We start from the raw sequence: 12,733 nt of genomic DNA, 5'->3' as shown, positions 1-12,733 counted from the left end.
CGCACAGTCGACCGTAAAACATTCCACCCGGGGTTGTTTTTCGGCCATTCTGGAACACACGCGGCCTGCCCGCTGTGGACGAGCGCCTCCGGGCGACACCATCGAACCCCTCACAGCAGTGCTGGACATCGTCACAGCAGTGCGTGTACATCTGGATGCATTCATAGCGGCGCAACACGACATGGGGGTTTGCGATGCTATTGAGAAGAGCGAACTCGGCCGAAAGCCGTCGCCGATGAGTACCCCACATCCGCCGAAAGTGGCCGGTTTCAGCCCCACCCTCTCTCCGCCTTCGCAAACTGCGCCGGCCGATCGGCTCGCCGCCGTCCAGGGCCGTCTGACCGACTGGATCGCGGATCTCACCGCTCTGCACGACCTCACCGGACGCCTCTCCCGCGCCGACGCACTGGACCCGGCGCTCCGGGAGACGCTGGCGGCCGGTGCGGCGCTGATCGGGGCACGTCGCGGGGTGATCACCCTTGCCTCCCGCGACGCCGGCGGCGCCGAGCACACCGTGGGGTTCGGTCTCGCGGCCGCGGAGCTGGGCGCGATCGAGACCGTCCCGCGCGACTCCTCCTCGCTCAGCAGGCTCCTCGACGGCCACGCGGCGCCGGACATCCCGCCGCCCTCCGCCGCCGGCACCACCGGACCGTGCGACCCGGTCGAGGAACGCCCGCGTGCGGGGATCACGCACGCCGACATCCCGGGCGACGAGACGCTCCACCCGCGGCACCGCGAGGTGGCCGCCCGGCTCGGCTTCGGCGCCAGCTACGCCCTGCCCCTCACCGCCCACGACGGCACCCGACTCGGCGCGGCGGTGTGGCTCTACGACGAGCCGGCGGAACCCACCGCCCGGCAGGGCCACCTGCTGGAGCTCTACACCCGTGACGCCACGGAGTGCCTCGCCCGCCACCTCGAACTCGCCCGCGCTCGGGCAGAGGTGGCCGCGCTGCGGGAGGGGCTGCTCCCCAGCAGGCTGCCGCGCGTGCCGGGGGTGCGGCTCGCGGTGCGGCACCGGAGCGGTCCGCGCGGCGGTGGCGACTGGTACGACGCGCTGCCGCTGCCGGAGGGGGCGCTGGGGCTCGCGGTCGGCGGGGTGACGGGCGCCGGTGCGGGCGCGACGGCCGCGATGGGCCGACTGCGTGCATCACTGCGGGCCTACGCCGTGATGGAGGGCGAGGACCCGGTCGCGGTGCTCTCCGATCTCGAACTGCTGCTGCGGCTGACGGAGCCGGCGCGCTCGGCCACCGCGCTGTTCGCGTACGCCGAACCGGCGACCCGCAGAATCGTTCTCGCAGGTGCGGGGCACTGTCCTCCGCTGCTCACCGGTCCGTTCCGCACCGAGTGGGTGGAGACCACGCTGTCCGCCCCGCTGGGCATGCTCGCCTATTGGGAGGCGCCGAGCGTCGAGCTGACCGTACGGCCGGGCGAGACGGTGCTCCTCTACAGCGACGGGCTGCTCCACCGCACCGGCGAGTCGACGGACCGGGCCTACGCCCGGCTCCACACCGCGGTCTCGACGGCGCCCCCGGAGGCGGCGGACGACCCGGAACTGCTGGTGGACCACGTCCTGTCCGCTCTGCTGCCGGAGGGGACGACCCGGCCCGACGGTCCGGCGGGCCGGGAGAATCCGGAAGGCCCGGAAAACCTGGAAGACCCGGAAGACCCGGAAGACGTCGTCCTCCTCGCCGCCCGCTTCTGAGCCTTCGACCTGCACTTCTCGCGGCTGACACAAACGTCACAGCATTTTGCCCCTGTACATCGCTCCGGGGCCCATACGATGGACAGCGGTCCGAGCACCCGCACGAGGAGGAGCGACGTGGCAGACGCCGCCGAGGAGCAGTCCGCAGAGCAGGCTGCCGACGAGAAGCCGATCAAGCAGCGGAAGAACGGCCTCTACCCGGGCGTCTCCGAGGAGCTCGCGGAGAGCATGCGGACGGGCTGGGCCGACACCGAGCGGACCGACCTGGAGCCGATCGCGCAGGCGCGGCAGACCGCCGCGCGGCGTGCCGCACTGTCCGAGCACTTCCCCGGGGAGCGCCTCGTGGTCCCCGCGGGCAACCTGAAGGTCCGCTCCAACGACACCGACTACCCGTTCCGCGCCTCCGTCGAGTACGCCTACCTCACCGGCAACCAGACCGAGGACGGCGTCCTGGTCATGGAGCCGAAGGAGTCCGGCGGCCACGACGCCACGCTGTACCTGCTGCCGCGGTCCGACCGCGAGAACGGCGAGTTCTGGCTGGACGGGCAGGGCGAGCTGTGGGTCGGCCGCCGCAACAGCCTCACCGAGAGCGAGAAGCTGTACGGCCTCCCCTGCAAGGACGTCCGGCAGGTCGCCGCATCGCTGCGCGAGGCCACCGGCCCGGTGCGCGTGGTGCGCGGGCACGACTCCGGTATCGAGGCCGCGCTCACCGACAAGGTGACGGCCGAGCGCGACGCGGAACTGCGGCGCTACCTGTCCGAGGCGCGCCTGGTCAAGGACGACTTCGAGGTCGGCGAGCTGCAGAAAGCCGTGGACTCCACGGTGCGCGGCTTCGAGGACGTCGTGCGGGTGCTGGACCGCGCGGAGGCCACCTCCGAGCGCTACATCGAGGGCACGTTCTTCCTGCGCGCCCGGGTCGAGGGCAACGACGTCGGCTACGGCTCCATCTGCGCCGCAGGCCCGCATGCCACGACGCTGCACTGGGTGCGCAACGACGGCGCGGTGCGCTCCGGCGACCTGCTGCTGCTCGACGCCGGCGTGGAGACGGACACCTACTACACCGCCGACGTCACGCGGACGCTCCCGATCAACGGCAGCTTCACCGAGCTGCAGCGGAAGATCTACGACGCGGTGTACGAGGCGCAGGAGGCCGGGATCGCCGCGGTGCGTCCCGGCGCCAAGTACCTCGACTTCCACCACGCCGCGCAGCAGGTGCTGGCCACGCGTCTCGTCGAGTGGGGTCTGCTGGAGGGACCGGTCGAGCGGGTGCTGGAGCTGGGCCTGCAGCGCCGCTGGACCCTGCACGGCACCGGCCACATGCTCGGCATGGACGTGCACGACTGCGCGGCGGCGCGGCGGGAGTTCTACGCCGAGGGCACGCTGGAGCCGGGCATGTGCCTGACGGTCGAGCCGGGGCTCTACTTTCAGCCCGACGACCTGACGGTGCCGGAGGAGTACCGGGGCATCGGCGTCCGTATCGAGGACGACATCCTGGTGACCGCGGACGGCAACCGGAACCTCTCCGCAGGCCTGCCGCGCACCAGCGCCGACGTCGAGGAGTGGATGGCCCGCCTGAAGGGCTGATCGCACCCGGGCGCGGGGATGCTCCGTCGCCCGCCCGGCAAGCACTTCCCGCCGCCCGTTCCGCGCCCTGCCGCGGGGCGGGCGGCGGTCGTTCCGGCGCCCGCGGGCCGGTGCCGGGCGTCGCGAGGCCCCCGGGACCGGAACGCCGTCGGGTAATGTGTTGGTCAAGGAACGGGACGCGCCGCGGCACGAAGGGGTGTGCACGCCTCGTTTCCGCAACGCCCGGGCGGCGCCATACTCGTCCGGCACGGCGGCCCGGCAGCGAGCCGCCGTGACCACGAACGGCACACCGTCCTCTGGAGCCCGCCCATGGAGCCCACCGCCCACCCCCGCAAGACCGTCCTCCCCGGGGTCGGCGCACGCTACGACCTGGACACCGATGCCGGGCACCACCTGTCTGTCGTGGCGCACCAGGACGGCCGGCGCATCCTCGCGTTCCACGACCCCCAGGACGACGACGCCTGCAAGGACTCGGCTCCGCTGGAGCCCAACGAGGCGACGGCACTCGCCCGGCTCCTCGTACCGGACCCGGTGGCGCACCTGTACCAGCACCTCGAACTGGACCTGGTCACCGAGCACATCGAGGTGACCCACCGGTCGCCGTACTGCGGCCGCACCCTCGGGGACGCACAGGTCAGATCGCGCACGGGCGCATCCGTCGTCGCCGTGCTGCGCCGCACCGCCGCGGAGCCCTCGCCCGCACCGGCCTTCCGGTTCGCGCGCGGAGACGTCCTCGTCGTCGTCGGCACCCGCGAGGGTGTGGACGCCGTCGCCGAACTGATCGCCGGAGGATGACACGCCCGTGCACGACACCACCGCCATGCTCATCGAACTGGGCGCCATCATCCTCGGTCTCGGCATCCTGGGCCGGCTGGCGGGGCGCATCGGCTTCTCCCCGATCCCGCTCTACCTGCTCGCCGGTCTCGCGTTCGGGCAGGGCGGTGTGTTCGAGCTGGGCGCGAGCGAGGAGTTCGTGGCGACGGGTGCCGAGATCGGTGTGATCCTGCTGCTGCTCCTGCTCGGCCTGGAGTACACCGCGAGCGAGCTGGTCTCCAACCTGCGGACGCAGTACCCCTCGGGGCTGGTGGACTTCGTGCTCAACGCGCTGCCCGGAGCCGCTGCGGCGCTGCTGCTGGGCTGGGGGCCGGTCGCCGCGGTGGCGTTGGCGGGGGTCACCTGGATCTCGTCCTCGGGCGTCATCGCCAAGGTGCTGGGGGATCTGGGGCGGTTGGGGAACCGGGAGACGCCGGTCGTCCTGGGGGTGCTCGTCATCGAGGACCTCGCGATGGCGGTGTACCTGCCGATCCTGACGGCGCTGCTGGCCGGTGTGGGCCTCGCCGGGGGCAGTCTGACGCTGCTCGTCTCGCTCGGAACGGTCGGCGCCGTGCTGTACCTGGCGGTGCGGCACGGCCGACTCATCAGCAAGGCGGTGTCCTCCGACAATCCGGAGATGCTGCTCCTCGTCGTGCTCGGACTGACGCTGCTGGTGGCGGGCGTGGCGCAGGAGTTGCAGGTCTCGGCGGCGGTGGGGGCGTTCCTGGTGGGCATCGCGCTGTCGGGGGAGGTCGCCGAGGGGGCGCACAACCTTCTGACGCCGCTGCGGGACCTGTTCGCGGCGGTGTTCTTCGTGTTCTTCGGGCTGAGCACCGATCCGTCGCGGATCCCCCACGTGCTGCTGCCCGCGCTGCTGCTGGCCGTGGTGACGGCCGGCACCAAGATCGCCACGGGCTGGTACGCGGCCCGGCGCGCCGGCATCAAGCGGGCCGGACGGTGGCGGGCAGGCGGAACGCTCGTGGTGCGGGGCGAGTTCTCCATCGTCATCGCCGGGCTCGCTGTCGGGGTGGAGCCACGCATCGGCCCGCTGGCGACGGCGTACGTGCTGCTGCTGGTGCTCGTCGGGCCCCTTGCCGCGCGGTGGACGGAGCCGCTGGCGCGGCGGCTCACGCGGCAGCCCCGTCCGGGGCCGGCCGGGGTCGCGCCGACCGCGGGGCGGAGGGCCGCCGCCGGGGACGCGGAGCTTCCGGTGGATTCGCCGGCCTCGGGCGGCTGACCGGTCGGGCGCGGACGGCGGTTGGGGGCACCGGCCCGTGGCCGTACGGCGGCCAGCGCTTGACGGCGACACCCGCCCAAAGGCTGACGGCCGCATCGTCGAGGCTGCCGAACCTCACCACCCGCGGGCCCAGCGAGGGTCCGCACCAGGTCCTTGTGACCGCCCGACTTCCCTGCAGGAAGGGAAGTTTGACGACCCACCGCTTTCAAACTTCCGGGCACACCCCATAGCCGTGCAAGCGCGTCTGCAATTACAGTTGTACTCACATCGGTAAGCACAGATGTACTTGCAGTCGACCGTCCAACGACGCCCCGCCGGCCCGCGGCCACCCCTCCCCAATCCGGCGGCGGCGCAGTACGGGCCAGCACCCCACGAAGGAGAGCCGGATGCAGCAGATCGCCAACGGAGTTCGGGCCGACCTGATCGCCGGTGCGAACTGGCGCAAGAGCGGCCGCAGCGCCCCCGGCGGGAACTGCGTGGAGATGACCGCTCTGGCCTCCGGCGGGGTCGCCGTCCGCAACTCCCGCTTCCCCTCCGGGCCCGCGCTGGTGTACAACCGGGCCGACCTCGCGTCCTTCCTGGAGGGCGTCAAGGAAGGCGAGTTCGACGAGCTGGCCACCGAGGCCCTCTGAGGTGAAGCTTTCGTCCCAGGTCCGTACCGAACCGGACGAAGAGGCGGACGAGAGCTGTACCTGACACCCCGACAGGTGCCAGACTGGTGCGTCCTTACGACGCGCTGGGGAGTTGGGGAATGTCCGCGAAGTCGCTGCCGATCGGTGAGACCCGCGCCATGCAGGGGTCCTCGCACCAGGAGAACGGCCCGACCGCACTCCGGATCCTGCTGGGAGGCCGCCTGCGCAGGCTGCGCCAGCAGTGCGACATCACGCGCGAGGAGGCCGGCAGCCACATCCGGGGCTCCCACGCCAAGATCAGCCGCCTGGAACGCGGGCAGGTGGGCTCGAAGGAGCGCGACCTCGCGGACCTGCTGACGCTCTACGGCGTCACCGATCCCGACCAGCGCGCCGAGTTCTTCGACCTCCGCATCAAGGCCAACGCCCCCGGCTGGTGGCACCAGTACAACGACGTCCTCGAGGACTGGTTCGAGCTCCACATCGGCCTGGAGGAGGCGGCCTCCCTCATCCGCACCTACGAGGTGCAGTTCCTCCCCGGCCTGCTCCAGACCGAGGGGTACGCCTACGCGGTCAGCCGCCTCGGCTACCCGGACGCCTCGGAGAACAAGCTGGAGCGGCTCGTCGAACTCCGCCTGCGCCGCCAGCAGCTCCTCACCCGCGAGGACGCCCCCAAGCTGTGGGCCGTCGTCGACGAGGCCGTGCTGCGCCGCCGCTTCGGCAGCCGGGAGGTGATGCGGGACCAGATCGAGCACCTGCTGCGGGTGACCGAACTGCCCAACGTCACCCTCCAGGTCGCGCCCTTCGAGGTGAGTGCCGCCGCGGCCGGGTCGCCCATCACCATCCTCCGGTTCCAGGAGCCGACCCTGCCGGACAAGGTGTACCTGGAGCACCTGACCAGCGCCGTCTACCTGGACCGGCAGGCAGAGATCGACCAGTACTCGCTGATCATGAACCGGCTGGCGGCCGAGGCCGACACCCCGGAACGGTCCCGCGCCTTCCTGCGGAGCCTGCTCGGCGACTGACGCGTACGGCAGGGCGGGATCCGACGGCCCCGCTGCGCATGCGGTGGGTCAGCCCGCGCGGACCAGGGCGTCGTCCCGCCACTTGAGGATCTTGTCGAAGCTGACCACCGCGCCGCCGCGGCGGCTGCGGTTGGCGAACCGGACGTGGTCCGCGAGGGATTCGATGAGGAACAGGCCCCGGCCGTGCTCCTCGTCGAGCCGTTGCGCCGCCCCTTCCCCCACGGGCACCGTCGTCGCCGGCAGGTCCGCCCGCACACCGGGGAACCCGGGACCGGCATCGGTCACCTCGACGTGGCAGGTGTCGCCGTCGATGCAGGCCGTGACCCGGTAGCCGTCCGCCGGTGAGCCGCTGCCGTGCTCCACCGCGTTCGCGCAGGCCTCCGACACCGCGACGGCGAGATCGTAGGAGATCTCCGGGTCCACCCCCGCCGAATCCATCGCGCCGAGCAGCATGCGCCGTGCGAGCGGCACTGTGGCCGCCTCTCGGCGCAGATGCAGAGACCACCAGATGCTCATGCTCAGCCTCCAGGCGCGCGGCTCGACTCGGGCTCCGCAGGGAGCCCTCCGGCCATACCGCTACCTATTGCCGACCGTGACGAGCGGTAAGCGTCCCGACGCGCCCACTCCCCCCGATCGGCGGACGCGCGGTGCCCGCCACCCGGCGCAACGGCGCCGACGGGCGCCCCCGGGCCGGGCCTCGCCGACGGCCGGTGAGAAGATGGGCGGCGCCATGACTGTCGGCGCGGATCTCAGACTCCTGCGGGCCGCGGTGTTCACCGCGGTCTGCGTGCTGTTGTCCGCGGGCGGCCACGCACTCGCGGCCGGGGCGCCGCTGCCCCTGTGGGCGCTGGGCCTCGGATGCGCCCTGGTGTTCGCCGTCGCCGCACCGCTGGCAGGACGCGAACGCTCGCTCCCCGGCATCGCCGCGCTGCTCACCGTCGGCCAGGTGGCGCTGCACACCGTCTTCTCCGTGGCGCACAGCCCGTCCGCCGCAGCCGCCACGGCCGGCGCGTCGCCCGCACCCGTATCGGGCGGTGCCGGGGCGCTGGCGCAGGACCTGGTCTGCAACGGCGCCGCCCGGAGTCCTCTCACTCCCGCCGAGGCGCAGCGCCTGGTGAACGATGCCGGGCTCTCCGGCCACGGTGCCGCCGTCGCGGGGGTGCCGGCAGGCACGCCGGTGGACGGGACGTCCGCCGTGATCGATGCCGCGCTGGCGCAGCTCTCCCTCTCCATGCTGCTCGGCCACGTGCTGGCCGCGGCCGCCGTCGGGTGGCTGCTGCGGCGCGGCGAGGTCGCCCTCTGGCGGCTGGTGCGCCTCTCCGCCGTCGCGGCCCGCGCCGTCCAGGAGCTGCTGACGGTCCGCGCGCTGCGCGCGGCCGCTCGCCTGCTGCGGGCCCTGCGCCACGCGCTGGGCGACGACGACTCCGCGCCGCGCCTGCGGCGCCGCGGCCCGGCGGCCGGGCACACGCCGCTGCCGGTCCCTCCTCCGCTGTCGGGTGGGGTGGCCCGGCGCGGTCCTCCCTCCGCGGCGGACCGGTTCGCCCTGGTCGCCTGACACCCACCCCGCCCCGGTACTCCGGCGCCTCGCGCCGCGCCGGGCGTGCGCGAGGTGCCGGGCGCCCTCCCCATCCACCCATGGCCCCTCCCGCATGCCCGCACACCGGCCGGTGCTCCTCGTGCGCCCCGCCCGATCCGGACATGCCGTACCCGTCACGGAGTGGGCCGCTTCGCGACAGGAAAGAACGCCCGTCATGACGACTGCGCACACCACGCGTCCCGCCACCCGCCGGCTCGCCGTCTCCGCCGCTCTCGCGGCGGCGACCGTGCTGACGTGTGCCGGTGCCGCCTCCGCCCACGTCGGCGTCGACCCCGGCGAGGCCGAGAAGGGCGGCTACAGCACCGTCACCTTCAAGGTCCCCAACGAGCGGGACGACGCCTCGACCGTGAAGCTCGAGGTCAACCTGCCCGCCAACCACCCGATCGGGTCGGCGATGCCGCAGCCGGTGCCCGGCTGGGACATCGACGTCACCACCAGCACGCTGGACGAGCCGATCGAGCAGCACGGCTCGACGCTCGAGAAGGCCGTCACCCGGATCACCTGGAGCGGCGGCACCATCGAGCCCGGCCGCTTCCAGCAGTTCCCCGTCTCCATGGGCCCGCTCCCGGAGGACACCGACCGGCTCGCCTTCAAGGCGCTGCAGCGCTACGACAGCGGCGAGGTCGTGCGGTGGATCGAGGTCCCCGAGGAGGGGGCCGCCGAGCCGGAGCACCCCGCCCCCGTGCTGGAGCTCACGGCCGCCGAAGGCGAGGGCCACCACAGCGGTGGGACGGCCGGTGACGCCACCCATGCGCCGGGGGCCGGAGCGGCCGAGGCCGGCGCACCGGACCACGACGACGCCCACGACGCGGCGGCCGACGCCACGGACAGCACCGCCCGCGCCCTGGGCGTCGTCGGCATCCTCGTCGGTGCGGCCGGCGTGGCCTTCGGCGTCCTCGCGAGGCGCCGCCGCACCTGACAGCCCGAATCCTCACCGAACCAGGATGTTGTGACCCCATGCAGACCTCACGCACGCTGACCGCGGCCGCCGCGCTGCTGGCAGCAGCAGCCACCCTCACCGCCTGCGCCGGGAGCGACCCGTCCGGCGGGAAGGACGGCTCCGTGGCGTCGGTCGAGGGCGGCCGGGAGAAGGGCGGCATCACGCTCGACCGCCCCTTCGCCAAGCCCGACCTGACCCTCACCGACACCCGCGGCGAGACGTACGACCTCGTGGAGGAGACCGCGGGCCGTCCCACGCTCCTCTACTTCGGCTACACCCACTGCCCCGACGTGTGCCCGCTGACGATGAGCAACATCGCCATCGCCCACTCCAAGCTCACCGAGGCGCAGCAGAAGAAGCTGCAGGTCGTGTTCGTCACCACCGACCCGAAGCGGGACACCCCGGAGCGGCTCGACAAGTGGCTGGGCATGAACGACCCCTCGTTCATCGGTCTGACCGGCGATTTCGACACCATCCAGGCCGGCGCACGCAGCGTCGGCGTCCACGTCGAACCGTCCTACGAGAAGAAGAACGGCGACATCGTCTCCACGCACGGAGCGCAGGTCCTCGCCTTCTCGCCGAAGGACGACAAGGCCCACGTGGTCTACACCGAACAGAACGTCACCGTGGAGACCCTCACCGAGGAACTCCCCGCGATCATCAAGGGAGAGCGCCCATGAGCGCCCGCACCACCCGCACCACCGCACTCGCCTCCGTCGCCGCACTCGCCGGCGCCCTGGCACTCGGCGCCTGCTCCTCGGAGCAGCCGAGCGACGACGCCCCCGCCCCGTCCGGGATCACGGTCTCCGGCGCCTACGTGCCGGAGCCGATGATGAAGGACATGGCCGCGGGCTTCTTCACCGTGAAGAACACCGGCGACACCGCGGACACCCTCACGAAGGTCACCACCGACGCCGCCGCCGAGGCCGAACTCCACGAGACCGTCGACCGGAAGATGCAGCAGGTCGACAGCTTCCGCGTGCCGGCCAACGGGACGCTGCGGCTCTCCCGCGGCGGCAACCACCTCATGCTCATGGGGCTCGACCACAAGCCGGCCGAGGGCGACTCCGTCACCCTGACCCTGCACTTCGAGCACCACAAGCCCGTCACGGTCACGGCACCGGTCAAGGCTTCCAACCACAACCCCAACCGGTAAGGACACCGCCGCGTGCAGTCCACCACCGCAGCCCGGCCACGGCCCGTCCGTGCCCTCGGCCTGATGCTCGCCGCGCTCACCGCGCTCGGCGCGCTCCTGCTGGGGGCCGCGGGTCCGGCCGTCGCGCACAGCTCCCTCACCGGCTCCAGCCCGGCCGCCGGCGCGGTGGTGGACCGCACGCCCGATGCCGTCACCCTCACCTTCTCCGAAGCGGTACGCCCGGACGACGACTCCTTCCGCGTCCTCGGACCCGACGGCAGCCGCGCCGACACCGGCGAACAGGTCAACCTGTGCAGCGGCGACACCATCCGCTTCGGCACCCTGCTGCGCCCCGGCCTGCCCGACGGCACCTACACCGTCGCCTGGCACGTCGTGTCGGCGGACGGCCATCCCGTCTCCGGCGCCTTCACCTTCTCCGTCGGCACCCCCTCCGCCACCGCCGTCGCGCTCCCCGAGCAGGCGGCCGGCGGGGGCACCGCGGGCGTCCTCCACGCCCTCGCCCGCTACGCCGCCTACGCGGGTTTCACCCTTCTCATCGGCACCACCACCCTGCTGCTCACCTGCTGGCGGGAGGGAACACGGCACCGCACGGTGCGCCGCCTGCTGCGCGCGAGCTGGCTCACCGCGGTGGCCGCCACCCTCGTGCGGCTGCTGCTGCGCCACCCCTACACCGGGTCGGGCGACCTCACCGACGCCCTCGACCCGGGCGGCCTGGCGGCCACGGTGCAGACCACGGTCGGCACCGCGCTCGTATGCCGGCTGCTGCTCCTCGGCGCGGCGGCCTTCTTCCTGGTGCTGCTCCTCAACCGCCCCCCTGCCGCACCCCTCCGGACGGACGACGGCCCCGGCGCGGGCCGCGAGGACGCGCACCGCCGCCTCTTCCTCCTCGCGGGGGCCGGGCTCGCGACCGCCCTCGCGGCCACCTGGGCGCTCGCCGAACACGCCCTGACGGGCCCGCAGTCCGCCGCCGCCCAGGTGTCGCACCTGGCGCACCTGCTGGCGGTGGCCGTCTGGCTCGGAGGGCTCACCACCGTGCTCGCCGTCCTCACGCGCCCGGCGGGCCTGCCGCTCCCGGCGTCGGCGGTGCGCCGCTTCTCCCGTTGTGCCGCCGCCTCCGTCGCGGTGCTGGCCGCCACCGGGCTGTACCAGTCGTGGCGGCAGACCGGCTCGGTGGACGCGCTCACCGGCACCGCATACGGCCGCCTGCTGCTGCTCAAGACCGGCCTCGTCCTGGTGCTGGTGCTGCTCGCGCTGCTCGCCCGGCGCTGGACCTTCCGCCTCATGTCCGCGGCCGACCGGGCGGCGCCCGCCGGGGAGGAGGCCGCGGCGACGGCTGCCCCGGCCCGCGCGGCCGCGCTCCCGACCGCCCACCCGGCCGGCACGGGCGGCACGGGCAGCACGGGCGGTGGGGACAGCCCGGACGCCGCGGACGGGCCGCCGGCCGCGGCGCCCGTGGAGGACCCGGTGCGCGCGGCGCAACTCGCCCGCCAGCAGGCGGCCGTGCGGAGGGCCCGGGTGCGCCGCGACCGCGACGCCGATCCGCGACGCGTCGGCCTGCGCCGCGCCGTCCTGGCCGAGGCTCTGGTCGGCGCGGTCGTGCTCGCCGTCACCGTGCAGCTGACCGGTACCGAGCCGGCCCGCACCGCTGCGGCCTCCGCCGCGCTGACCGCCCCATCGGCCGCGGTGCCCGACCGCCCCCTCGATCTGAGCCTCCCGTTCGACACCGGCGGCGCCCGCCGCGGCAAGGGCACCGTCGCGGTCGCCCTCGACCCGGGGCGCACCGGGAGGAACACCCTGCGGATCACCGCCACCGACCCCGGTGGGGCACCACTGGACCTGCCCGAGGTGCGTCTCGCCCTCACCCTCCCCTCCCAGGACCTCGGCCCGCTCCGGTACGCCCCGCAGCGCACCGGACCGGGCGCCTGGCGCAGCCGGAGGGTGGTCGTCCCCGCTCCGGGCGACTGGACGCTCGCCGTCACCGTGCGCTCCTCGGACATCGACCAGGTGACCCTCACCGAAACCGTCACTCTCGGCTGAAAGGAAAGGAGGC

At 73.4% G+C, this 12,733-nt stretch carries 12 protein-coding genes; 11 read left to right on the top strand and 1 reads right to left on the bottom strand.

The features are described 5' to 3' along the window. The first annotated feature begins 235 nt into the window (after nucleotides 1–235). The 6 genes from ACL06G_RS01595 (at nucleotide 236) to ACL06G_RS01570 (ending at nucleotide 6,990) form a co-directional block, all read left to right on the top strand. On the top strand, nucleotides 236–1,702 hold the full coding sequence (locus tag ACL06G_RS01595; RefSeq protein WP_412835228.1) for a PP2C family protein-serine/threonine phosphatase: 1,467 nt from the start codon (nucleotides 236–238) through the stop codon (nucleotides 1,700–1,702). A gap of 117 nt (nucleotides 1,703–1,819) precedes the next feature. Continuing rightward, a complete protein-coding gene (locus tag ACL06G_RS01590) occupies nucleotides 1,820–3,286 on the top strand; it encodes an aminopeptidase P family protein (protein WP_412787777.1) in 1,467 nt (488 codons plus the stop codon). 309 nt (nucleotides 3,287–3,595) lie between these two features. Beyond that, nucleotides 3,596–4,081, top strand: coding sequence for a cation:proton antiporter regulatory subunit (locus ACL06G_RS01585; protein ID WP_412787776.1), 486 nt, complete (start codon nucleotides 3,596–3,598; stop codon nucleotides 4,079–4,081). Between the two features lie 7 nt (nucleotides 4,082–4,088). Continuing rightward, nucleotides 4,089–5,336, top strand: coding sequence for a cation:proton antiporter (locus ACL06G_RS01580; protein ID WP_412787775.1), 1,248 nt, complete (start codon nucleotides 4,089–4,091; stop codon nucleotides 5,334–5,336). A gap of 386 nt (nucleotides 5,337–5,722) precedes the next feature. Beyond that, a complete protein-coding gene (locus ACL06G_RS01575) occupies nucleotides 5,723–5,968 on the top strand; it encodes a DUF397 domain-containing protein (protein WP_412787774.1) in 246 nt (81 codons plus the stop codon). A gap of 119 nt (nucleotides 5,969–6,087) precedes the next feature. Further along, on the top strand, nucleotides 6,088–6,990 hold the full coding sequence (locus ACL06G_RS01570) for a Sco1979 family transcriptional regulator (protein WP_412787773.1): 903 nt from the start codon (nucleotides 6,088–6,090) through the stop codon (nucleotides 6,988–6,990). Nucleotides 6,991–7,038: 48 nt separating this feature from the next. Here ACL06G_RS01570 and ACL06G_RS01565 read toward each other — a convergent pair whose 3' ends face one another. Continuing rightward, a complete protein-coding gene (locus ACL06G_RS01565; RefSeq protein WP_412787772.1) occupies nucleotides 7,039–7,506 on the bottom strand; it encodes an ATP-binding protein in 468 nt (155 codons plus the stop codon). A 214-nt stretch (nucleotides 7,507–7,720) separates the two neighbouring features. Between ACL06G_RS01565 and ACL06G_RS01560 the strand changes: the two genes are divergently transcribed. The 5 genes from ACL06G_RS01560 to ACL06G_RS01540 all read left to right on the top strand — a co-directional run bounded on the left by ACL06G_RS01560 (nucleotide 7,721) and on the right by ACL06G_RS01540 (nucleotide 12,720). After that, a complete protein-coding gene (locus tag ACL06G_RS01560; RefSeq protein WP_412835227.1) occupies nucleotides 7,721–8,545 on the top strand; it encodes a hypothetical protein in 825 nt (274 codons plus the stop codon). A 196-nt stretch (nucleotides 8,546–8,741) separates the two neighbouring features. Next, nucleotides 8,742–9,506 carry a YcnI family copper-binding membrane protein gene (locus tag ACL06G_RS01555; protein WP_412835226.1) on the top strand — a complete coding sequence of 255 codons (765 nt, stop codon included), beginning with the start codon at nucleotides 8,742–8,744 and terminating at the stop codon, nucleotides 9,504–9,506. Between the two features lie 38 nt (nucleotides 9,507–9,544). Then, the gene (locus ACL06G_RS01550; protein WP_412835225.1) at nucleotides 9,545–10,207 is read left to right on the top strand and encodes an SCO family protein; all 663 of its coding nucleotides are present in this window, start codon (nucleotides 9,545–9,547) and stop codon (nucleotides 10,205–10,207) included. After that, nucleotides 10,204–10,683, top strand: coding sequence for a copper chaperone PCu(A)C (locus ACL06G_RS01545; protein WP_412835224.1), 480 nt, complete (start codon nucleotides 10,204–10,206; stop codon nucleotides 10,681–10,683). The genes ACL06G_RS01550 and ACL06G_RS01545 overlap by 4 nt, the downstream gene beginning before the upstream one ends. 12 nt (nucleotides 10,684–10,695) lie before the next feature. Continuing rightward, a complete protein-coding gene (locus ACL06G_RS01540) occupies nucleotides 10,696–12,720 on the top strand; it encodes a copper resistance CopC/CopD family protein (protein ID WP_412835223.1) in 2,025 nt (674 codons plus the stop codon). Nucleotides 12,721–12,733 lie beyond the last annotated feature (13 nt).

The sequence above is a fragment of the Streptomyces callyspongiae genome (assembly GCF_047200695.1).
Classification (GTDB): Bacteria; Actinomycetota; Actinomycetes; order Streptomycetales; family Streptomycetaceae; genus Streptomyces.
The sequence above is the reverse complement of the archived record's forward strand: the minus strand, read 5'-3'. Positions and strand labels throughout refer to the sequence as shown.